This window comes from Metabacillus lacus (assembly GCF_009674805.1).
In the GTDB taxonomy this organism is placed as follows: Bacteria; Bacillota; Bacilli; order Bacillales; family Bacillaceae; genus Metabacillus_C; species Metabacillus_C lacus.
Genome location: NZ_WKKI01000003.1, coordinates 202,596 through 226,148, shown reverse-complemented (window position 1 = coordinate 226,148; position 23,553 = coordinate 202,596). Strand labels below are relative to the sequence as shown.

Sequence of the window (23,553 nt, the reverse complement as noted above, 5' to 3'; positions counted from 1 at the left end):
CGTCTTATTGATTAACTCCATTTGTTTTTGATTAGGGAAGATACGAAACTTAAACGCCTTTTTAACTAACATGATTTCACCTCGCTTTATAGGAACGCACGTTCTAATTTTACCATGACAGTGAGTGTTTTGGCTATCGCCAACCTCCATTCATCTCCCCCTTATCGCTGAGCTAAAGCTCATCACGCGCTTGAAGAGGGAGTCTTCTGTCGGATAAAGATAAATAACAGGACCATCAGACCGAGACCCAGTCCCATATTCACATTACTTAAATATTTGATGCCTTTTCCAATACCGGACCATGCTGATCCAATAAATAAAACAGTTGAAATTGCTAAAATGATTAATTGCATGCCAAAATTAGCAGGTGTATGAAATAGATAGGATAACCCGCCGTTGATTTGTGCAGAACCGAAGCCGAGAGTGGAAGCTACCCCAACCACTGTCGCAAAAATCGCCAGCGTATCAATTGACTTACCAGGCAGCCCCTGCATCCGGGTTTTCCCAAATACCGGTATAAGAGTAGCACTAATCAAGCCTGGCAGCCCTTTTCGAAACTTAAAATAAGCCAAAACGAGCGCCACCACTCCATATACGCCCCAAGCATGAATGCCCCAATGGAAAAAAGAATATTGCAGTGATTGTCTAATCGCTTCGTCGGACCCTGCTTCAGCGGTTGGGGGACTAATAAATGCATGTGAAATTGGCTCAGCAGTCGTCCAAAATACCAACCCCATCCCCATTCCTGCACTAAACAGCATAGCAAACCAAGATGGTAAGCTAAATTCAGGGACGTCACTTTCTTTACCTAATTTAATTTTCCCGAACCTGGAAAAAATAAGGTAGATACAGAAAGATAAAAACAACATAATAATTAATAAATAGTACCAGCCAAATACTTCAGAGATATATGTTGTTACAGTTGAAGATACAGCCTGTAAATGACCAGGGCTGATTGCACCCCATAGGACAAATAAGGCACAAATAGAAAGTGAATACCAGAAAACTTCACTTTGGCTCTTCACAGGATCACCTCAATTCAGATAGTCAACTAAAATTATCTCGTAACTCAACAACATAATCAAATGAGTTGATATAGTAGTAAAGGAGCATGACATTATGAGTGTGAGAGTAAACTATACCCCAAATTATTAAAAAGTAGGCACTAAAAGAAACTTGAAACTAGCAGATGAAAAATGCTTTTCTGTACCTTGAAACTGATTAAATTGCTATCGATCAAAAACTATGATAATGGACCTGGAATTCCTTACGTAAGGACCCATCTTTCCTTAATTGGGGAAGCTGGATGGATGTAAATAAATAGTCCCTCCTTTTTAGCTGGAGCAAGAATCATAAGGTTATACAGGGAATGTATTGGATTATGCTAATATTCGGGCAGGTGTGACGGGCTTATTTAAGGTAGGAAGGTGAAGTGACTAAAGCTGACTTGCAAGCTGCATACAAGCACTATCTCCAAGCTGATTCTTTTACCCACGAACACCTACAGAAGTAACTTTCTAATATATTCCTGTATAATAATAACAGAATATTGAGACGGCTGGAGGGTGTGCAGTGGAGATTAATAGAAAGAACTTTGGCGGACTAGTACTAGTAATGGCTTATCTTACCCTGATCAGAGGAGTATTTGATCACTGGGGTGGATATATTCTTGCGCTGTTTCTTTGTATAATAGCTGTACTGCTTTTAAAGGATAAAGGAGAGCGCTGGTTTGAGAATAAATGGTTTAAGGGATATGTGAGTGTACATTTTTTACTCTTCATTATGTATTTATTTGGATTTGCAAACGAGCTTAAGCTTGGTTGGTTTGTACCGAAAGATGCCCTGTATGTGCGTTTATATCACTCTAACTATACGGATCTCCCTACTTTTTTTACATATTTCCTCACATGGGTTTTCTTTACTGGATGCTTGTTTTCTGATAAGAAACATTGGTTTAGAAGATGGCAGTTATTCATATGGACTTCGCTCATTTTCATAGGATGGAATATTGCGATGCTGAATCATTATCAGTATGTGGATGAAGACGCAATACATAGCAAAGGAGTGTTCTCCTCAACGACACTGCCGATTGATCAAGTTTGGATGTTAAAGGTAGATCCAAAAAGACAGACAATTGTTGCCAGATATGGCAGAGTAGAAGAGTATGTTAACTATGATATGTATTTTACTAGTCTTGAAGGAACCTCTATTACAATGAAGGATATGAAAGTGATCGAAAAGGACATCCATGCTGCAGCGATGATAATACAGCAGCTGGAAGATGATGATAGAGAAAGAAAAGCTATTATTGTGAGGGATTTTTTCTTTATGTCCCCTAAAATGACAGAGATTTTAGACAGACATTTGAATCAGCTGGATGACGATGCAGAAGCCCTTTTTATAGAAACTGTGATGGGCAGGTAAAAGGAGATTGTTTTCTCCGTTCCCCGCTGACTTCACTAAGGAATCTTGATACCTGCAGAATGGCCCAAAGCTTCTCCAATTGGAGAGGCTTTTTCTTTTATTGGGCTTGTTATGAACTGCAGTCTTTTTAAGCCTGGCCTATCAGAGAAAAAGAGGGTTTGGATAGAGCAGAAAACAGTCAAATTAGCATAAGAGGCATCGTTACAATGAGAACACTCAATGGTAAAAATTTACCCAAAAGGACTAGATTAACAGTTTGAATTCTAGTAAAATACCATTAGATTGTTTTTTACAATATTATCTAAAATATTCAAGTATTCTACAGGATTTATCATAATCTTCCTATAAGGGAACATTTGACTATGATAACAATAGGTAATATTTTCTGTACTTTTGCCGTTATGCTGCCCATGTGAAGTAAAAAGGAGTGAAGTGAACATGTCTATTTCCTTGCAAAAAGGACAAAGAATCGATTTAACAAAAGGTCATGCAGGACTATCAAAATTGACAGTTGGATTAGGATGGGATCCTGTTGAACTTGGAGGTCGGGATATAGATTGTGACGCCTCTGTCATCATGCTTGAAAATGATAGATTACCAAATAATGCTCATCTCATTTACTTTGGCAATTTAAAGAGCAAATGCGGAAGTGTAAAACATACTGGTGATAATTTAACAGGTGACGGTGACGGGGATGATGAACAAATTCTGATAGATCTGGAAAAAGTGCCATCATCTATAAATAAATTAGTTTTTGCAGTTAATATTTACGATTGCCGAGGAAGAAAACAGGATTTCGGAATGATTAAAAATGCTTTTATCCGTGTAGTAAATCAAAGCAATAACAACCAGCTGCTCATGTTTGATTTAACTGAAAATTACTCTGGTAAAACCAGTCTCATTGTAGCCGAGATCTATAGACATGGCAGTGAGTGGAAGTTTGCAGCAATAGGAAACGGTACAACAGATGCTGCATTAAGAGATCTGGTAAAACTTTATCAATAATGGAGAAAACAAATATAGATTTTTGAAGGGAAGATACAGGTGGCAATTTCATTATCTAAAGGACAAAAGGTTGATTTAACAAAGACAAATCCAGGTTTAACAAAGGTTGTTGTAGGATTAGGATGGGATACTAACAAGTACGATGGCGGAAATGATTTTGACTTAGATGCAAGTGTATTTCTTTTAGATGCTAATGGGAAATGCGCTTCTGAGAGTGATTTCATTTTCTACAATCAATTAATTGGCGGAGAAGGCTCTATTGAACACACTGGTGATAATCTTACTGGTGAAGGTGATGGGGATGACGAACAGATCAAAGTGAATTTAAGTAATGTTCCCGCTTATGTTGAAAAAATATCTTTTGTCATAACAATACATGATGCCGAATCCCGCAATCAAAATTTCGGCCAGGTTTCCAACGCATTCGCCAGAGTTGTAAATGAAGATAATAATGAAGAATTGATTCATTATGACCTTGGAGAGGACTTCTCCATTGAAACAGCTATTATTGTGAGTGAATTATACCGGCATAATGGGGAATGGAAGTTCTCAGCGGTAGGATCAGGATATCAAGGCGGGCTTGCACGCATCGCAACTGATTACGGTTTACAGCTATAACATATCTTTTAGAGGAGACAAGAAATTGCTGATTTTCTTGTCTTCTCTAGTTAACAGAAAACTCATCAGAAGCAGGGGGTAGCTAAGATGGCAGTTCAGTTATCAAAAGGACAGCGTATTGATTTAACAAAAACAAACCCAGGGTTGGTTAAAGCTATTATTGGACTTGGCTGGGATACAAATAAATATCAAGGCGGGCATGATTTTGATTTAGATGCATCTGCGTTTCTCGTTGATTTCAATGGCAAATGTTCAAATGATGAGGACTTTGTTTTTTATAATAATCTCTCACATCCTTCTGGATCTGTTGTTCATACGGGTGATAACCGAACCGGCGAGGGTGATGGAGACGATGAGCAGCTGATTGTGGATTTCTCGAAAATTCCTTCTAATGTGGACAAAATTGGTATAACGGTGACCATTCATGATGCTGATCACCGTCACCAGAATTTCGGACAAGTATCGAACGCATTTGTTCGGTTAGTAGATGAAACAAACAATCAGGAATTAATCCGATTTGATTTAGGGGAAGACTTTTCTATTGAAACAGCTGTTGTGGTTTGTGAATTGTACCGTTATGGAAATGACTGGAAGTTTAATGCCATTGGAAGCGGTTTTGCAGGCGGATTGGCAGATTTGTGCCGTAATTACGGCCTGACAGTATAAAAGAAAGATATAGAGCAATATTTAGGAGGATCAGCAAGTGGGAGTTATAGAGCAGATGTTAGCAACATATGGTATGTTTTTTGATTTTGAGATGTGGGGTCAAATTTTATCAGATCCAGTAGCATGGGGTCTAATTGGCTCCTTAGTAATCATTGAAGGGCTTTTATCTGCAGACAACGCACTTGTATTGGCAGTTTTAGTTAAGCACTTACCGGAAAAGCAAAGGAAGAAAGCCTTGATGTACGGTCTTTTAGGTGCTTATTTCTTCCGATTCCTATTTATTGGTGTAGGGGTGTATCTCGTAAAGTTTTGGTGGATTAAAGTACTGGGAGCTGCATATTTAGCGTGGATCGTGATCAAATACTTCCGCGAGAAAAGCAGCAGCAATGAAGAAGAGAGTAAAGAATTTAATAAGTCTTCCTGGTTAGTAAAAGTATTCGGCCTTTTCTGGGCAACAGTCATTTCAGTTGAAATGGTCGATATAGCATTCAGTGTTGATTCTATCTTAGCAGCTTTTGCAATTTCTGATCAGGTTTGGGTGTTATTAGTAGGCGGTATGCTTGGAATTCTAATGATGCGTACTGTCGCTGGTGTATTCCTCAAACTCATTGATAAATTTCCTGAGCTTGAAACTACGGCGTTTATCTTAATTGCCATGATTTCAGCTAAGATGTTCGCTAGTGTTTTCGGATTCCATTTGAGTCATACTTTGTTCTTCATTATCTTGATTCTTGCCTTCCTATCAACATTTATAGTGCACTATATAAACAAATCTCGAGCTGCAAAAATTGAAGCTGCTGCTACAAAAGAATAATAACGAGCAAAGAAAGAAGGAGTTAATTTTTTATCTCCTTCTTTTTTATAAGTAAGGATGTGATAAATTGAAATATTTTAATCATTTAACTGAATTTCAAAAAGAAGGAATCTTCTTTAAAAAACCGTCCATCATTACAAAAACAACTTCAAGAGATGTATTGCAATATGGCTTGGGAGCTGCTCTATATATGCCGGCGACCAGAAAAGATATTGGCGCCTTAGTCACTTCAGGTAAATATCCCGAGCTATGCTCCATGGTGATCTGTCTTGAGGATGCAATCGGAGATAATGAGGTGGAACTGGCAGAAGCTCAAGTCACTATTGAGATACAATCCATTTATCATCACATAAAAATGGGGCTGATGCCTCCAGAAGACCTGCCGTTAATTTTTCTGCGAGTTAGAACTCCGGAACAAATTCATGGAATCAGTTCCAAGCTTGGTGAAGCGGTTGATTGCCTGACTGGATTTGTTTTTCCGAAGTTTTCGGTACATAATGCAGAAAATTATCTTGGAAATCTGCTTACAGTTGAAAAAGAACATAACGTTAAATTATATGGAATGCCGATTTTTGAATCCTGGGATGTGATTGATAAAGAAACAAGACTGCCCAACTTGTATCACCTTAAGAGTATTTTAAAGCAGCATAAGGAATCAATATTAAATATTAGAATTGGAGCTACAGATTTATGCGGCTTGTATGGCATCAGAAGAGATAATAGGACGACCATTTATGATATTTCCATTATGAGAGATTTTATTACAGATCTTATTAACTGTTTTGGAAAAGATTTTGTTATATCAGGTCCTGTGTGGGAGTACTTTAACAACTCAACAACCAAATTGTTAGGTGCAGAATATCACAATTCCCCGCTTAAAGAGATACATGAAGAAGATGAAACTTTAAAAATGCGTTCACAGTTATTACGTGATTACGGAGACGGCCTTATAAAAGAAACGCTATTAGATCAGGCAAACGGCCTAGTTGGAAAAACAGTGATACATCCGAACCATTTAAAAATTGTTCAAAGTTTAAATGTTGTTTCAAAAGAAGAATATGCAGACGCACTCTCCATTGTTGAAAGCTTTACTGGAAATATAGGTGTTATAAAAAGTAGTTATTCAAACAAGATGAATGAGGTCAAGCCGCATTATTTATGGGCTGAAAAGATGTTAAAAAAATCTGAGGTTTATGGGGTGTATCATGAAAACCACAACTTTATCGACTTACTCTCAGAATCAGTACACACTACAAATCTTACCTAGCATGTGTGTAAATTTACAAATTACTTTTAATCCTCTTGACCTTTCACCTGATGAGCTGTTTCTTATGTCCGCAAGAGTTAATAAAAAGAGAGGGTTTCTATTTGTTAGCAAGGTTTTAGGAAAACACTTGCCTGTGCATCCGCTAAAACCCCTTTTAACTTCCGGATTATTGGCAATTACATATTATGAACATACAACAGGTGAATCAGTGAAAGGGAAGGAAGCCATTATTAAGGGTGCTTTTTCAGATTGTCCTCATGAGATGAGAGAAGCATACAATTTACTTACGACTCTTCATCTGGACTTGAAAGAGAGTCCTGTCATCATAGGGTTTGCTGAAACTGCCACTTCTCTTGGTCATTCCTTTTTTGAAAGATTTGAACATGCATTTTATTATCATACAACTCGGGAATTGGTAGAAGATGAGACGCCCTGTCTTTCTTTTGAGGAAGAGCATTCTCATGCTGTGGATCAGCTTTGCTATATTCATGAAGAGCGCATTAATCATGACAAACCGATTATTCTTGTAGACGATGAAATTACGACAGGTAATACAGCATTGAACATTATTCGAAATATACATTCTAAATATCCTCGGAAACATTATTCAGTCGTCTCGATACTAGATTGGCGATCTGAAGAGAATAGAGAGCAGTTTCTGCAGCTGGAAAAAGAATTGAATATACAGATTACAATCGTGTCACTATTGTCTGGAAGAATGGAGTTTATTGGCCGGACAATAGAAGACGCAGCCTATAACTATCAGCCTCTTGATCATGCTGGTACAGAAGAACACATAAACTATGTCAGCCTGCATGAGTACTTTATTGAAAGTCATTATGTTTGCAGCAACAAGTCTATACCTTACATAGAGGGGACTGGCAGGTTTGGTATTTCAAAATCCTCTCAATTGCATATTGAAGATGCATGCATGAAAGCAGGACAATATTTGCGCCAAATGCGTGAGGGACATCAGACGCTCTGCCTGGGTACAGGCGAGTTCATGTACATACCAATGAGAATTGCATCTCATCTGGGAGAGGGAGTTTATTTTCATTCAACTACAAGAAGTCCTATCCTCCCGGTAAATCAGCCGGACTACGGCATCCAGAATGGCTTTTCCTTTTCTAATCCTGAGAATATGAGCATTGTGCATTATCTATATAACATTCCGAAGGATGTTTACGATGATGTATTTATCTTTTTTGAAAAAGAAATTCCGGAGAGCTCACTGAAGGAATTAAAGGACATTATGAAAGAACGAGGAATACTTTCAATCAATATTGTTGTATTTTCAAAGAACAATAGGGGGGTTATCGTGTGAATCGAACATTAGCTAAAATGGGAAGCTATCCTGAACAGGATGTTACTTTTTTATTGAAAGATTTGTCAGAAGCCAATTTAGAAAAAGATACAAATGAGCGAGAAGATGCGATACAAAGCGGCGTCCATTATTCGGAGATGCTCCCGGTAGAGTATAAGCCTTCAGATCAATACATTCAATTATTCTATGAGTCTCTGGAACAGACAAAGAAAAAAGTTGCGATTGCAGTTGCTCTGGTTTCCGAACAGGTTGTACAGAAGAATGGCCTGAATATTGTGCTATGCAGTCTGGCAAGGGCAGGAACGCCCATTGGTGTATTGATAAAGAGGTACATACATCAAATGTACGGGAAAGTGGTTCCGCATTTTAGTATTTCGATTATTCGCGACAAAGGAATCGATGAAAATGCTCTGAACTATATTCTATCTCAACATCCTGAGGAGAATATCGTGTTTGTGGATGGCTGGACAGGAAAGGGAGCCATCACAAGGGAGCTTGAGAGATCGATCCTGGCATTCAACCATAAATATAACCAGCAGCTATCATCAGAGCTCGCAGTGTTAGCTGATCCGGGTTATTGTGCCAGTTACTACGGAACTAGAGAAGACTTTTTAATTCCGAGCGCTTGTTTGAACTCGACGGTATCAGGCTTGGTGAGCAGAACTGTATTGAATTCATCTTTAATAGGACCAAATGACTTTCACGGCGCTAAATTTTACAGCGAGTTAATGGATGAAGATCTTTCTAATTTTTACGTCGACAGTATCACCTCTGAGTTTCCTGATGTTCTTCCAGACCTTGAGAAACATATCAGCAGCATCAGGGAATCGCATGTAGAGGCTGACTGGAGAGGCTTGAAGTCGATTGAAAGCATTCAAAAGAAATTCAGCATTAGCAATACGCATTATATTAAGCCGGGCGTAGGAGAAACAACCCGTGTCTTACTAAGAAGAATCCCTTGGAAAATTTTAATAAACCCGGCAGAAAAGCAGAATTTAGACCACATCCTTCTTCTTGCTGAAGAAAGAAATGTTCCTGTAGAAGAATATGCAGATATGTCATACAGCTGCTGCGGATTGATTAAACAAGTGGAGCAGGATTCATGAAGGCATTCGCAAGCGACTTAGACCGTACGCTCATCTACTCAAAAAAAATGATCGGCATGTACCAGGCACACAGTCCATATGAACCAATAGAATGGCTGGATGGAGAAGAAATATCTTACATCTCATTAAAAACAAAGCAGGCCCTGAAAGAAATAAATGACACAATGCTTTTTATCCCAGTAACGACAAGAACCATTCAACAGTATGAAAGAATTCGATTATTTCAGGAAGACATCATACCGGAATATGCCATTACCAGCAATGGAGGCAATATCTTAAAGAATGGAACAGTTTTAAGAGAATGGTATAACCACATTCAAGAGGAGTTACATTCAAGTGTCCCATTGAGTGAGATGATAAGAGAAATAGAAGGATTTTCAGATAATCAGTGGATTAAGAAAGTTAGACAGGCTGACAATCTTTTTATTTATTTAATCATTGATAGAAGTTTGTTTTCCCAAGATTTATTGGAAACATTAAGTGCCTGGTCCAGTAATCTTGGGTGGCAAATATCCCTCCAAGGAAGAAAATTGTACTTTGTGCCACACATAATCAACAAATGGAAAGCAGTAAAATTCCTATGCGATACGTTAAACATCGACTATGTCTATACGGCGGGGGATTCATTGCTCGATTACGATTTAATTGTAAATGGGAACGATGGTATTTCTCCACTTCATGGAGAAGTTTTAGAGCATTACTCACTATTAAATAGCACAAAAACATTTGGAATGAATGCCTCTGAAGAGATCGTAGAACGAATACAAAAGCAAACGTTAACAATAACTTAATTGTTATAGCACTAGGAGGGTGACCTCATGACTAATTTTAATCGTATAGAAATGAAGCAGGTGAAGGTAGACAGTGAGACCTGGGAGCAACAGCTTTTAAAACCTCTCCCTGAGAGAACGCCTTATGAAAAAGGAAGCAGCTACAAATTTTGCCAGGTAGCGGCAAGAATAACAGGTACCGGCTATGATGAGAATGAGTACTATACAACACTTCACAACTTATTTATTTCAGGGAAAGTACATGTTCTTAGTGAAAATTTAGATAAGACGATTTCACAAGACCGCTTTAAAAGGGTTCAAAAAGTGCACTCAATCAATAAGCAGGAAAAAGGTTTATCTATTAATAGATTCGTAGCATTCTTAGAGGGAGAAAGGTTAATTCCCCATCATTCAAACTTTGTACTGCACCGCCATATAAGAAGTTCATTCATTTCCATTTTAGAAACTTTCAAGAAGCATCATGAAGCTGGATTTAATGACCCGTCGTTTCAACGGGTACTGGTGGACATGATTAAATGGTCTTGGAATCATCTTCAGGTTTGGTTGGAATCTATTGATATTGAGGTCGAGATGCCCCGTGTTATTTGGTACGGAGACGCATCGAAAAGCCAATTATATTTTCTGTACTTCCTAATGCTGATGGGCTGTGACGTACTGATTTTTCATCCTGAAGGAAAGGACCAATTTCTAGAACTTGATCCCAATCAAAGTATTTCTCAGATCATCCAGTACCCGATGTCTGGAAAACTTGAGCCTTTCCCCAAAGAAAAGCCTGATCGTCAATCAACAGTAGCTTACAAGGCAACGAAGGAAATTCACAATGTTTTGTTTCAAGAAGGATCCCAATTATACAGACCTTGGCAGTTCCGCAGTCACATACCTTCATCGGTCACATTAAAAACAACTTATGATGAAATCTTTTTAATTGCAAACGAAAAAGCATTTTTGCGCCCCGGCTTCCAGGCGGGAAGGAACTCTGTTGAGATTCCTTCCATTTTCGCGAAAATTATGGGAGTTTCAACTGATAAAAAAGAGTATTGGGATAGATTACAAAAGCTGTCGGAAACAAAAAACTCCATCTTGGTTAGATCTTTTCCATTTACTCAAGAAGTGAAGACCAATCATATCTTTCATTATCAGCATGCGCTTGGCAGGGATGGAAAATTAGATCCGAGAAAAATGCTGGAAAGCAATTGGTGGCAGTATAAACACCTTCCTGAGGATACACAGTTTTCAATTGCTCATGTGATTTCCAATATGTGTGCAACGCCAAAGCTCGCAGCCTTAAACGGTGAAAAGATCGATGATGTCCGGCTTTATTTGTTTACACAATCAACAATAATTACGCCGGAACAACAAGAGCTCATACAGCAGTTTGACTACTCTCAGGATGTTCCCAAGCTGGTGTTGTTCAATACCGAAATAAATGGCACACTTTCTCGTTCAGACGCTGCTAAAATACTTTTTTTCAATGAGCTTGGCGTAGATATAGTCATCTACAATCCGCCTGGACACAATTGTATTGAGCAGTTTATAGATAAGGCTGCATTTGATGTTCATTGGCTGGAAGAAATGTCGTTTCAGCAAGAATATAAGGAACAAGAACCTTCTTTTATTAAAAGATTATTTAAATCTATAAAATTATCATAATTGGAGTGAAGAACATGACAACTGAATTACAAGCTGCAAGCAGCAATGAAGAAATAACTGAAACCAAGGCAAATGAAATTCGACTACAGCTTCGCCAAGATCCGGAAGTAGTCCGTCTCTCTCAGCAAATAGATATTAAAAACCAAATGGCCTTATTAGAATTTGGGAAGGAACCGGCCGTTCAAATCTCTAAATTTTCTGATCGGATATTATCTATGATTGGTTCCACAAGTGTCACTGACTCTGGTCAAATGCTGAAACAATTAGGAAAGATTATGGATAAATTTGATAAAAAAGATTTTGAAGAAAAGCAAGGCGGCCTGTTCAGTAAAATTTTCAAAAAAGGTAATGATATGGTCGAGAAAATCTTTGGCAAATATCAAACATTGGGCGGAGAAATCGAAAAAGTCCATGTTGAAATTTCAAAATATAAGGACGAAATGTCAAGAACCACACTAACTCTTGAAGAGATGTATGAAAATAATATTGACTACTATATGTCTTTGGAAAAGTATGTAGTGGCTGGTGAACTGAAATTACAGGAATTGAACAATACTCTTCCATCATATGAGCAGAAAGCTGCAAGCGGAGACCAGATGGCGCAATTAGAAATGGATTCCTTAAAGAATGCAATTCAATTGTTAGAAGAGCGCATTTACGATTTAGAGATGGCCAGGATGGTTGCCTTGCAAACTGCCCCTCAAATACGGTTATTACAAAGAGGAAACACCAAACTAATAGGTAAAATCAATTCTGCCTTTGTTATTACCATTCCTATCTTCAAGAATGGTGTGATTCAAGCTGTGACTGCCAAGCGCCAAAAACTCGTGGCTGATTCAATGAGCGAGTTGGACCGGCGTACAAATGAAATGCTGATACGCAATTCAAAAAATATTGCGAATCAAAGTGTGGAGATTGCAAAGCTTGCAGGCAGACCTAGTATTAAAATTGAAACGATTGAAGAATCGTGGAATACGATTGTAAAAGGAATGCAGGAAACTAAAATGATTGAGGAAGAAAATAAACGCATTCGTGTAGATGGAATCAAGCGAATTGAACAGCTGCAGGATAATATCAAGAAAATCTCACAACAAGCTTAAGATCATTTTCATTTTCAGAAATAAGGTAACAAAAATACATTTTCATAAAGGGTGAATAGCATGATTGAATTAAAGAAAAAAGGCGAATCTATCAATCTTTCAAAATCTAATAATCAGAGTATTGGAGAGATCGTGGTCAATTTGAATTGGGACCAAACTCCAAAAAGCTCAGGCGGCTTTTTCAGCACTTTATTTAAGGGCAATAAAAATATGGACCTTGATTTAGGATGCTTATATGAATTTAAAAATGGCCAAAAAGGCTGTGTGCAAGCTCTTGGAAATGCATTTGGCTCCCTAAACAGTTTTCCATACATTCAACTTGACCATGACGATCGTACAGGCTCTTCAGCTGGAGGGGAAAACTTAAGAATTAATGGAAACAAAATATCGGAAATAAAGCGAATATTAGTTTATACATTTATTTATGAAGGAGCAGCAAATTGGTCTGAAGTAGATGGTGTCATTACGTTGAAATATAATACAGGTGAAGATATTGTTGTAAAAATGGACGAACACCGCAACGGTTTGACAATGTGTGCCATTGCAATGATTGAAAATGTAAATGATCAAACATTTCGTGTGAAAAAGCTAGTGGAATATTACAATGGCCATGCAAAATTGGACAAAGCTTTTGGCTGGGGAATGAAGTGGACAGCAGGTTCAAAGTAATTTCTTTAGGACTTTCTTAAATGTATTCTGCAAGAAAACCTGTACCCTCTCATGTGAAGGTACAGGTTTTTTGATTGCTCCTGACTTCTTACTGTATCCGCAATATCGGTTTAATGGCTTTACCTGCCTTTGATTCTTCAAATGCCTCATTAATTTGGTCAAATTCATAAAACTTCACTAATTTATCAAAGGGGAACTGCCCTGCTTTGTAGTATTCAATCAATTGCGGGATAAAGACGTTTGGTACTGCGTCTCCTTCAATGACACCCATCATGGTTTTGCCTTCAGCCATTAAGTCATTGTGAACATCAATGTTCATCTCAGGTGTAACACCAACGATTGCTGCAACGCCGAGGGGACGCAATGCCTGCAGGCACTGACGAACAACGGGAGGAACACCTGTTGTATCAACTGCGTATGTGGTACCGCCGTTAGTTACTTCTTTTATTTCTTTTACAACGTCTGATTTTGCTCCGTTAAATGTATGTGTCGCACCAAGTTCTTTCGCAAACTCCAAGCGTGAATCATGAACATCCACTGCTATAATGGTTTTGCAGCCTGCAATTTTTGAAGCCATGATGGCACTTAACCCAACAGCACCAGCACCATAAATGGCGATGGTTGAGCCGAATTGAGGCTGTAGTCTATTTAAAACAGTGCCTGCGCCGGTTTGCACCCCGCAGCCCAGTGGACCCAGCAGAGCCAAATCTACATCTTTATCCACTTTGACCACATTTCGTTCATGCGCAACTGCATATGTGCCGAATGAAGACTGGCCGAAGAAGGTTGAAAGGGGCTGTCCATCTTTAGATAAACGATGAGTCTCATCATCATTCAAGCCGCCAAAGTTTAAGTCATTAAACGTTTCACACACGGTAGGATGACCTGTTAGACAATTGTCACAATAACCGCAATGTGCAAAAGATAGAACAACATGGTCGCCTTTTTCCAGCCGTGTGACCCCTGTGCCCACTTCCTCAACAATTCCAGCACCTTCGTGGCCGAGTACTGCTGGCAGAGGTGCGATTGCTGCATCGCGTGCGACTGCATCTGTATGGCAGACACCTGTGGCAACAATTTTCACCAGCACTTCATTTGCTTTTGGTGCTTCTAGTTCCACTTCTTCAAGAACAAAATCCTGACCCTGTCCATTGGTGACAGCTGCTGTGATTTTCATCGTGATCACTCCCTTTGTATGACAAATTTTTGAACGACATATAATTATCGTAATCAATTGTGGAAATCGATACAATATACATAAAGAATTAACTATATGTATTCTGAGTCATAAGGATGGGAACTATACAGCTGCTGCAGTTACATTATTTTTTAACTGTTGCCAGAGCTGAACGCAGCAACAGAAATTACCCTAATGCGGTGAAACAATTTCGAATATTTATTCCCAAAATTACAGAATCGTCCGACCAAAGAGGGGCATTGGAAAAGGAAGCTTAGACAAAAGGTGTTGATTACAATGGAAATTCATTATGCTGATAAAAACTTCGAGGATCCAAGGGATGTCACCCATCCTTATACGGATACAGAATTTATGTTTCCTGATATGAAGGTAGAGTATGAATTGCACAGCATGCATGTGAGAAAAACAAAGGATTCATGGTACTTTCCCAGTCACGAACATCCTCTTTATGAGCTTAATTATGTTACAAAAGGGACGCAGCTGTTTTCAGTGAGAAACCAAACTTTTCAGATGAACGAGGGGGATCTCGTTTTCATCCGTCCCGGAGAGCTTCATCATAGCTCCAATGCGGCAAATCATGGGGGAGGCTTTACTTATTTTTGCATGCATTTTAAACTCGACGATAAAATACTGCTGCCATTTTTAAAGGAATCTACAGAATCTTACTATCCGGCCGATTCGCTTCTTAATCGTTCCGTGCATCCTTATCTCAACAGGCTCATGGATTATTCTCTTCGGACATCTTTTAGCTTTATGGACAAAATGATGATTCATTCAACCATGTTTGAACTGATTGGTACGATGATGACGAGCCTGGAAAAGGAGCAGAAGAGCGATGTGTCACAGCATGTTGTTTCAACGGCACATTGTATTGCCCAAGAAATTGATACAGCTCTAAAAAAACCAAGCAACCCAAAAAGCGGAGAAAGCCATGTGGTTCGCATTGAAGAAATTGCGGAACAACTTAATATCAGTCTGTCCTACTGTCAGAAGGTGTTTAAAAAGGTGTACCATATGTCGCCAAGGCAATATGTGACGTTCCGGAAATTGAACGAAGCCAAATCTCTCCTGATTCAGGATGTGTACACTATAGAGCAGATTGCATTTGTTATGGGGTATCATGATTCCTCTCATTTCAGCAGGCAATTCAAGCGCTGGACGGGCATGTCGCCCGGTACATATCGTACTCATCAATCCCAGACGAGGGAGGGTGCATTCATTCCCGATTTGGACATGTAAAAGGTAAGATGGTACATTGCCTTGCTCATTCTTTTTTTGATACATTGAACCTGAAAAGAAGAATAGCAGTGATTATAGGGATAAGCAGTTTTCTGCGCTTCCTATGAACAATTAGAAAACGAGAGGAGTATTCTAATGGCAACTATAAAAAATCCAATTTTAACTGGTTTTAATCCTGATCCAAGCATTTGTCGTGTAGGGGAAGATTACTATATTGCGGTTTCTACTTTTGAATGGTTCCCGGGTGTTGGAATCTACCATTCAAAGGATTTGAAAAATTGGCAGCTTGTTTCCCGGCCGATTGATCGTTTAAGTCAGCTCAATATGATAGGCAACCCGGATTCCGGCGGTGTATGGGCTCCTCAATTGTCTTACAGCGATGATAAATTTCACTTAATATATTCCGATATAAAAGTTACTGACGGCAACTGGAAAGACGGCCATAACTATCTTGCTACTTGTGACACAATTGACGGTGAATGGTCTGATCCGGTTTACTTAAACAGCTCAGGCTTTGATCCATCTTTATTTCATGACGAAGATGGCAAAAAATACTTAGTTAACATGTGCTGGGACCATCGTGTCGGCAGCCATAGTTTTTATGGTATTGTCCTTCAAGAGTACAGTGCACAAGAGAAAAAGCTGGTTGGCAAGCAGGAAATTATTTTTAAAGGAACTGACGTCAAACTGACAGAGGCTCCTCATCTTTATAAATGGAATGGCTATTACTATCTGTTAACGGCAGAAGGCGGTACGAGGTTTGATCATCAGGCAACGATTGCCCGTTCCAAAAACATCAACGGTCCTTATGAAGTTCATCCGGAAAACCCGTTGATTACATCATTCCCGTATCCGCGGAATCCGCTGCAAAAGGCTGGACATGCTTCTATTGTTCAAACTCATACGGACGAATGGTTTCTTGTTCACTTAACTGGACGCCCGCTCTCTCGTGAGGGACAAGCGCTGCTGGATCCTCGCGGATACTGTCCATTAGGAAGGGAAACAGCCATTCAGCGTTTAGAATGGAAAGAAGACTGGCCTTATGTAGTAGGCGGAAATCAGCCTTCACTTGAGGTTGAAGGTCCGAACATTCCTGAAGTAACTTGGGAGAAGAATCCTGAGAAGGACGATTTTGATCACAATGTATTAGGGCTGGATTTTCAAACGCTGCGTATTCCTTTGGGTGAGAATATTATGTCACTGACAGATAACCCTGGGCATTTGCGCTTATATGGGAAAGAGTCGCTCACCTCAAAATTTACACAGGCACATGTTGCAAGGCGCTGGCAGCATTTTGAATTTACCGCAGAAACAAAGCTGAAATTCAATCCAGATACGTTCCAGCAATCTGCAGGTCTTGTTAATTACTATAACACTGAAAACTGGACGTCACTTCAAATTTCCTGGAACGAAGAAAAAGGAAGAATACTAGAGCTGATGACGTGTGATAACTTTACATTTGGACAGCCGCTCCTTGGAAATGAAATTATCATTCCAGAAGATGCAGAGTATGTGTACCTTCGTGTTGAAGTGAAAACAGATACTTATCAATACTCCTACTCTTTCGGTGAAGACAAGTGGGTAGAAATCCCTGTAACCTTCCAATCTTATAAACTGTCAGATGACTACGTGCGGGGCGGGGGCTTCTTTACGGGGGCATTCGTAGGAATGCAATGTCAGGACACCTCAGGGCAAAGCCTGCCGGCTGACTTTGACTACTTTGTGTATAAGCCTGTTTAAGGGACGCGGGGACGGGTACCGCGTCCCAGCCCGCGGGTAACATGGAAACTTGAAACAAAAAACCTCCTGTGCAATTGGTTGCCATTGTGATCTTAACGATCGAAAGGAACCACATGCAGGGGGTTTTTGCGTTGAAGTGAGCTTTGCCATCTAATAAGCTTGAGCTTTGCTCTACACTGGCAAACGTTCTGTAGATAGATTGATAGAGTAACAGGTAAGGGTTCACCGGCATTGTTGAGATCATAACTAGGCGTGAAGATGATAAAATCCTCGGAAACTGCTTGTTAACACAGAAGGCAGAGGAACATTGCATTTCCTCAGTGCCGTTCTATAGCCGGTGGGACAAGGTACCCGTCCCTCTGTCCCGCAGCAGCAGCACAAAGACCAGGAGGTGCCCCAGAAGCGACATATAGCTGTAAAGGTTCAGCCACCCCGGCATGGATAGCTGATAGGGCTCCAGGTTGAGCAGCCTGGTTTCATAACCGAGCTGGTAAAAGGGATATGTGTTGTCGAGCAGTGAGAATACAGCCATGTTCGAGCCCCAGTGCAGTCCTATGCTGACCCAGATAGAGTTGAATGCCAAGTAAGCGAATGTGTATAGAAGTCCCGCCGCAAGCAGGTGAAGGGCATAGGGGGAATGCAGCAAGTGATTCAGCTTGGGCAAATGATAGAGTATGAATAGCAAATTAGAAATAATAATGGCAGCAGGCAGACTGTAGAGCTTTCTCATACTGCTTAAAACGAACCCCCTGAAGATAAGCTCTTCAGAAACAGCTATGTAGAGTGTATAAATGAGGACCATAAAAATGATTGGAAGAGAATCAGAAAAGTCTTTTATTCCGCTTATTGTAAAGCGACCGGTTACCCACATCATAAGAAACGCAAAAGAATAACCGCCAAAGCCGAGAAAAAACGCAGAGATAATATGAAAATGCAATTTCGTTGAATTAAGGTGACATTTGTAAGGTCTCTGGTATTAGACCAATTTAGCAGTACATACATGATTCCTAATGATAGTAAAGCAACAAGAAGCCAGATCAGCTCTGAATAAGGGAACCCCGGAGCGATATAAGTGTGGGCCCAAGGCAAAAAACTCACTGGCCATAACACACTGAAAATCAGAAAAATCAACCCTGCCTTTCGCAGCATAAACATTCCTCCATTTTAAATAATGTTTAGGTAAATCCTTTTATAAAAGTATCAATATGCGTGGAAATCAGCGCGTCACGATCGCCCCAATCCAGGTTGGGAAAGGTGAGAAACAAAGAGGTTAATCCATGCATGGAAGCCCATAGTGACTGAGCGACAATATGCGGATTTTCATGTGTAATCCGCTTTTCTTTTGCAGCTTGTTCAGCAAGTGCGAGGAGAAGTGAAAAACCTTTTAGCATATCGGTTTCCTCCTGGGTATCTATTTGAGAGGCACCCTCGATGTTGTGAATAAACATAAGGCGGTAGTAGCCGGGATGCTGCAAGCCGAATTGTATGTAAGAAGACATTAGTGTCTTTAGTTGTACAAGAGGGTCAGAATGTGAGTGCTTTTTGACAGACTGCTCCAAAGTCTCTAAAAAGAGGGCATATCCATCCTTCAGCAAATATTCCAGTATCTCTTCTTTGTTTTGAAAATGGTTATACAAGTTTGTGGAGGAGCAGCCTATTTTTGCTGCAATCTTCCTCATAGAGACGTGGCTGTATCCTTCTGATAAAAAAAGCTCAGTAGTGGCTGATATAATATCTTCTTTGGTCAAGTTTCTTCTTTTACTGTTCATTTTATCATGTCCTTTTTATTAAAAACATTATATTAACACCGTTAACATTAACGGTGTTAATATACCATGAAGCTAACTCCTTTGTCAACCAACTTTTACCATTATTTCTTACCCGAAAAAAGACCGCGGATGGGATTATCCGCGGCCTAAGCATCTAACGTCAGTTAGAATATACTCTTAATTTATTATGATATCGCCCGATCGGCACCATATAAGGAGAGCCTGAAACAGGGTCATTTATGACAGTGCAGTGAAGCCCAAAAATGTCTTCTATCAATGAGCTTGTAATCACCTGTGATGGCGGGCCTTCTTTTATAAGCTTTCCTTCATGTAAAGCAAAGATGTGATCAGCATAGCGGGCAGACAGGTTGATATCATGAAGAACCATCACAATGGTCGTGCCAATTTTCCGGTTAAGATCCGTCAGGAGATCCAGAATTTCAACTTGATATGTGATATCCAAGTAGGTTGTCGGTTCGTCCAGAAAGAGGATGTCTGTTTGCTGTGCCAGGGCCATCGCAATCCATACTCGCTGCCTTTGGCCGCCAGAAAGCTCATCAATATGTCGGTCAGCAAATTCAGTAATTTTCATCAAATCCATTGCTTCAGCAACCGCTTCGTAATCCTTTTTTGTCCAGCCTTTGAGAAAAGATTGATGAGGATATCTTCCCCGTCCAACTAAATCCGCAACCGTTATCCCTTCAGGAATGATAGGTGACTGAGGGAGAAGACCCAATACGCGCGCCAGCTGTTTGGGCGGAATTTTATGTATGGATTTCCCTCCCAGGGTTACTTTTCCGGATGCTGGTTTGATCAGTCTGGCCATCGTTTTCAGCAGGGTAGATTTCCCGCAGCCATTGGCTCCAATAATAATGCTGATTTTGTTGCTTGGAATAGAAATACTCACATCCTGCAAAATGGTTTTATGATCATAACCCGCAGAAATTCCTTCAGCTTGAAAAGCATGTGATGGTCTCATTATAAATCTCCCTTCCGATTCATTGAGATGAGCAAGTAAATCAGGTATGGTGCTCCGAGAATGCCTGTAATGACTCCTGCGGGATATCTAACTGTAAATGCAAACTGTCCCAGCAGGTCTGATGCCAAAACTAAGATAATGCCTACAAGACCTGCAGGGATGATGCCGGAAAAACCAGCACCGGCTAATCTTTTTGCGATAGGTCCGGAAAGAAATGCCACAAATGCAATAGGACCTGTTGCAGCAGTGGCTAACGCGATCATAAGTACTGAACTGATAATGAGGACAAGACGTGTTCTGTTTGTATCAACACCAAGTGACGTTGCTGCCTGCTCTCCAAGCTCTAACATATCCAGTTGTTTTCCAAACAGGATAAGAATGGGTGCAAAGATCAGTACTGTCAGCATAAGAGGATACAAATCATCGAGTTTTGCCCCATTCAGACTGCCGCTCAGCCACCTCATGGCAGCAGGAATATCATTCTGCCGGCCAATCAGAAGAAGGTAGGAAATCACAGCATTCAGCATAGCCTGAATGCCGATTCCAATGAGAATCAGCCTTCCTATTGAAAAAGACGTGCCTTTTGATAATAAAAAAATAAGTATGACAGTTAAGAGTCCGCCGATGATAGAAGCGATAGATACAAAGGCATTGCTTGCTTGAAGGACGATGATGCAAAAAACAGCTGCTGCACTTGACCCGGCTGTTATGCCGATCACATTTGGATTGGCCAGGGGATTGCGCAGCATTGTTTGAAACACATAGCCGGCAGCACCAAAAGCAAACCCGGCTAAAACACCTGCGACCATCCTCGGAAACCGGATTGTCCCCACTGCAAAGGATGCGCCTTTTATTTTCTCACCCAGCAGAACGCTTATCACATCAGAAGCGGGATATATTGTGTTTCCGAGCATAAGCATCGTGCAGCAAAGGGCAATGGCAATGCTGGCAAGAAGTGAGGTGACGAGATAGTAACGGCGGAGTCTTTTCGTCCTGCCTGCCATAATGAGATTGATAGATTCATTCATCATATTCCCCGCATTTTCGCTTTTATTGTTATTAAGATGAGTAGGGGAGCTCCGATAAATGCGGTTACAATTCCGACTTCGAGCTCTCCCGGGCTGCCCAGCAGGCGTCCGCATACATCTGATAGAGTTAAAATAATTGCGCCTGACAGTGCTGACATAGGTATGATATATCGCAAATCAGGGCCAATCAAGAGACGGATCAAATGCGTTGCCAGTAAACCTATAAATCCAATAGGACCTGCGAGTGCTGTTGCTGCACCGCATAGCAGCACCCCTCCCAAGGCAGCAGTAAGCCTCAGTGTTCCTGTGCGGACGCCAAGCCCTGCGGCTGCCTCATCACCCAGCGCAATTGCATTGAGTGCCGGAGCTGAAAGCAGTGCTATGAGTATTCCGACAATCAGAAAAGGTATAAATAGTGAGACAGAGGACCAGTTTCCGGCCCCTACACTGCCTACTTGCCAAAATCTAAATTGATCCATGACATTTGAGCGGGGAATCATAATGGCGATGACTAGAGAAGAGAGCGCAGCACTTGTAGCTGCCCCTGCTAAAACAAGTTTAAGGGGCGTGGCACCGCCACTCCCCATTGACCCAATTCCAAAAACAAAGATTGCAGTGATGATGGCTCCTGCGAGTGCAAACCAAATATATTGACTGGCAGAACTAACATTAAAGAAGGAAATTCCGCAAACAACGAAAAGTGCCGCCCCTGTATTAACTCCCAAAATGCTGGGATCTGCGATAGGATTTCGGGTAACTGATTGCATGAGCGCGCCAGAGACACCCAATGCCGCACCGCACATCAGACTAAAGACAGTTCTGGCAATTCTTTGGCGAACTACATTAGCATCGTGTGACTGCACATCGGGATGAAATAATCCATTGATGATTTCATTCCATCCAACTATACGGGAACCAAAAGCAAGCGAGGCTGCTGCACATAGACCGAGTAACACAATGGAAAGTGTGAGCACTGTTATAAAATGTTTCGGTATAAGCAGCTGCTTCGTCTCTGAAAGAGATGGAGTACTCATTTATTCCACTTTGCTTACAGCTTCTGAAAGTAAAGCTACGTACTCATCAATTGAATACTGAATTGCAAGCGGATTTGGATTTCCGGCTGCTGCAAGTGGTGTGTTATCTCCTATAATAACGACAGAACCTCTTTCAACAGCAGGGATTTTTCCAAGGATAGGGTCAGCCTGCAGGGCTGCAAGTGTGTTTTCATCTCCGTATGATACAAAAATATCAACATCATTAAGCATATCAGCGTTTTCAGTACTTACTTCGATATAAAAACTGTCCTCGGCAATTTGACTTGAGATGCTTTCAGGGTATTCCATTCCAAGCTCGCCAAGAAACGCACCGCGCGGATCTGCCGGAGAATAGATGTAGAACTTGGATAGATCAGCGGCATTCAGACTGACAAATGCAGCTTTTTTACCTTGGATCTCAGGATGTTCACCTGCTTTATCTTCGATCAATTTCTCTGTATCAGCAATAAGCTGTTCTCCCTCTGTTTTCATTCCCATACCCAGAGCGTTGTATGTAACTTGTTCACGCCAAGAAGCTACCCAAGGGCTTGTTTGATAAGCAACGACCGGAGCAATTTCGCTCAATGTATCATAATCTTCCTGAGTGATACCTGAGTATGCTGCCAGGATAACATCAGGGTTGGCATCAGCAATGGCTTCAAAATCCAAACCGTCCGTATCCTGAAAGATCGTTGGCGTGTCAGCACCAAGGTCTTTTAATTTCTCTGCAGTCCAAGGCAGCATTCCGCTTTCATCCTGAACACCATAATTGGCAGCTGAAAACCCAACAGGTACAACACCAAGAGCAAGAGCAACATCATGATTTGCCCAAGAAATACTCACAACGCGTTCAGGCTTCTCTTCAATCACAGATTCACCAAAAGCATGCTGAACGGTAATAGGATAGTCGCTTTCTGTACTTTCTGCAGATTGGGACTCAGTTTCAGTCGTTTCTGTTTCAGCCGCTTCGTTTGAAGCCGGCTCAGACGGTGAACTAGATTGCTGACCGGAACCAGAACAGCCTGCCATTGCGATCAACATCACAGCCAGCAAAAATGTAGTCATAATAGAGTATTTAAGTTTAATAGTCACTTGTAAACCCTGCCTTATCTATATTTTATTTGATAATAAT

Annotated in this window: 21 protein-coding genes and 2 pseudogenes; 14 read left to right on the top strand and 9 right to left on the bottom strand. The window is 40.5% G+C overall.

All coding sequences use genetic code 11. From position 1 onward, the window contains the following. Positions 1 to 72 (bottom strand): helix-turn-helix domain-containing protein (locus GJU40_RS03735; RefSeq protein ID WP_154306416.1); only part of this gene is annotated, 72 nt, incomplete at its 3' end. 146 nt (positions 73 to 218) lie between these two features. Further along, a pseudogene (locus tag GJU40_RS03730) lies at positions 219 to 1,025 on the bottom strand (BCCT family transporter); the annotation flags it as partial. A 547-nt stretch (positions 1,026 to 1,572) separates the two neighbouring features. On the opposite strand from GJU40_RS03730, the gene GJU40_RS03725 reads away from it, so the two are divergent. The 12 genes and pseudogenes from GJU40_RS03725 to GJU40_RS03670 form a co-directional block, all read left to right on the top strand. Further along, entirely contained in the window at positions 1,573 to 2,424 is an 852-nt protein-coding gene (locus GJU40_RS03725) for a hypothetical protein (protein WP_154306397.1), read from the top strand. 438 nt (positions 2,425 to 2,862) lie between these two features. Further along, positions 2,863 to 3,429, top strand: coding sequence for a TerD family protein (locus tag GJU40_RS03720; RefSeq protein ID WP_154306396.1), 567 nt, complete (start codon positions 2,863 to 2,865; stop codon positions 3,427 to 3,429). Between the two features lie 39 nt (positions 3,430 to 3,468). Beyond that, positions 3,469 to 4,047, top strand: coding sequence for a TerD family protein (locus GJU40_RS03715; RefSeq protein WP_343031373.1), 579 nt, complete (start codon positions 3,469 to 3,471; stop codon positions 4,045 to 4,047). 87 nt (positions 4,048 to 4,134) lie between these two features. Then, positions 4,135 to 4,713 carry a TerD family protein gene (locus GJU40_RS03710; protein ID WP_154306395.1) on the top strand — a complete coding sequence of 193 codons (579 nt, stop codon included), beginning with the start codon at positions 4,135 to 4,137 and terminating at the stop codon, positions 4,711 to 4,713. 37 nt (positions 4,714 to 4,750) lie between these two features. Then, entirely contained in the window at positions 4,751 to 5,527 is a 777-nt protein-coding gene (locus tag GJU40_RS03705) for a TerC family protein (protein ID WP_425481189.1), read from the top strand. A gap of 67 nt (positions 5,528 to 5,594) precedes the next feature. Continuing rightward, positions 5,595 to 6,794, top strand: a complete 1,200-nt coding sequence (locus GJU40_RS03700) for an HpcH/HpaI aldolase/citrate lyase family protein (RefSeq protein WP_154306394.1) — start codon at positions 5,595 to 5,597, stop codon at positions 6,792 to 6,794. A gap of 64 nt (positions 6,795 to 6,858) precedes the next feature. Further along, positions 6,859 to 8,118 carry a phosphoribosyltransferase family protein gene (locus tag GJU40_RS03695; protein ID WP_246188260.1) on the top strand — a complete coding sequence of 420 codons (1,260 nt, stop codon included), beginning with the start codon at positions 6,859 to 6,861 and terminating at the stop codon, positions 8,116 to 8,118. 17 nt (positions 8,119 to 8,135) lie between these two features. Continuing rightward, the gene (locus GJU40_RS03690; protein WP_154306414.1) at positions 8,136 to 9,224 is read left to right on the top strand and encodes a cysteine protease StiP family protein; all 1,089 of its coding nucleotides are present in this window, start codon (positions 8,136 to 8,138) and stop codon (positions 9,222 to 9,224) included. Then, complete coding sequence (locus GJU40_RS03685) at positions 9,221 to 10,015, top strand: HAD family hydrolase (protein WP_154306392.1); 795 nt, start codon at positions 9,221 to 9,223, stop codon at positions 10,013 to 10,015. Before GJU40_RS03690 ends, GJU40_RS03685 begins: the two co-directional genes overlap by 4 nt. A gap of 27 nt (positions 10,016 to 10,042) precedes the next feature. Next, on the top strand, positions 10,043 to 11,665 hold the full coding sequence (locus tag GJU40_RS03680) for a YceG family protein (RefSeq protein ID WP_154306391.1): 1,623 nt from the start codon (positions 10,043 to 10,045) through the stop codon (positions 11,663 to 11,665). 14 nt (positions 11,666 to 11,679) lie between these two features. Further along, entirely contained in the window at positions 11,680 to 12,765 is a 1,086-nt protein-coding gene (locus GJU40_RS03675; protein WP_154306390.1) for a toxic anion resistance protein, read from the top strand. Positions 12,766 to 12,828: 63 nt separating this feature from the next. Next, positions 12,829 to 13,434: pseudogene (locus tag GJU40_RS03670) on the top strand (TerD family protein); the annotation flags it as partial. 88 nt (positions 13,435 to 13,522) lie between these two features. Here GJU40_RS03670 and GJU40_RS03665 read toward each other — a convergent pair. Then, positions 13,523 to 14,611, bottom strand: coding sequence for an NAD(P)-dependent alcohol dehydrogenase (locus tag GJU40_RS03665; RefSeq protein ID WP_154306388.1), 1,089 nt, complete (start codon positions 14,609 to 14,611; stop codon positions 13,523 to 13,525). A 297-nt stretch (positions 14,612 to 14,908) separates the two neighbouring features. Here GJU40_RS03665 and GJU40_RS03660 point away from each other — a divergent pair, with 297 nt between their 5' ends. Together GJU40_RS03660 and GJU40_RS03655 are read left to right on the top strand one after the other, a co-directional pair. Continuing rightward, positions 14,909 to 15,871, top strand: a complete 963-nt coding sequence (locus tag GJU40_RS03660) for an AraC family transcriptional regulator (RefSeq protein ID WP_154306387.1) — start codon at positions 14,909 to 14,911, stop codon at positions 15,869 to 15,871. A 135-nt stretch (positions 15,872 to 16,006) separates the two neighbouring features. Next, complete coding sequence (locus GJU40_RS03655; RefSeq protein ID WP_154306386.1) at positions 16,007 to 17,611, top strand: glycoside hydrolase family 43 protein; 1,605 nt, start codon at positions 16,007 to 16,009, stop codon at positions 17,609 to 17,611. 328 nt (positions 17,612 to 17,939) lie between these two features. Here GJU40_RS03655 and GJU40_RS03650 read toward each other — a convergent pair whose 3' ends face one another. The 6 genes from GJU40_RS03650 to GJU40_RS03625 form a co-directional block, all read right to left on the bottom strand. Continuing rightward, the gene (locus GJU40_RS03650) at positions 17,940 to 18,548 is read right to left on the bottom strand and encodes a CPBP family intramembrane glutamic endopeptidase (protein ID WP_154306385.1); all 609 of its coding nucleotides are present in this window, start codon (positions 18,546 to 18,548) and stop codon (positions 17,940 to 17,942) included. A gap of 238 nt (positions 18,549 to 18,786) precedes the next feature. Continuing rightward, on the bottom strand, positions 18,787 to 19,380 hold the full coding sequence (locus GJU40_RS03645) for a TetR/AcrR family transcriptional regulator (protein ID WP_154306384.1): 594 nt from the start codon (positions 19,378 to 19,380) through the stop codon (positions 18,787 to 18,789). Between the two features lie 160 nt (positions 19,381 to 19,540). Then, on the bottom strand, positions 19,541 to 20,359 hold the full coding sequence (locus GJU40_RS03640) for an ABC transporter ATP-binding protein (RefSeq protein WP_154306383.1): 819 nt from the start codon (positions 20,357 to 20,359) through the stop codon (positions 19,541 to 19,543). Continuing rightward, positions 20,359 to 21,390, bottom strand: a complete 1,032-nt coding sequence (locus GJU40_RS03635) for a FecCD family ABC transporter permease (protein ID WP_154306382.1) — start codon at positions 21,388 to 21,390, stop codon at positions 20,359 to 20,361. Before GJU40_RS03635 ends, GJU40_RS03640 begins: the two co-directional genes overlap by 1 nt. Then, positions 21,387 to 22,421: a FecCD family ABC transporter permease gene (locus GJU40_RS03630; protein ID WP_154306381.1), complete on the bottom strand. Its 1,035-nt coding sequence runs from the start codon at positions 22,419 to 22,421 to the stop codon at positions 21,387 to 21,389. Before GJU40_RS03630 ends, GJU40_RS03635 begins: the two co-directional genes overlap by 4 nt. Continuing rightward, the gene (locus GJU40_RS03625; RefSeq protein WP_154306413.1) at positions 22,422 to 23,486 is read right to left on the bottom strand and encodes an iron-siderophore ABC transporter substrate-binding protein; all 1,065 of its coding nucleotides are present in this window, start codon (positions 23,484 to 23,486) and stop codon (positions 22,422 to 22,424) included. It lies immediately after the preceding gene. Between the last annotated feature and the right edge of the window lie 67 nt (positions 23,487 to 23,553).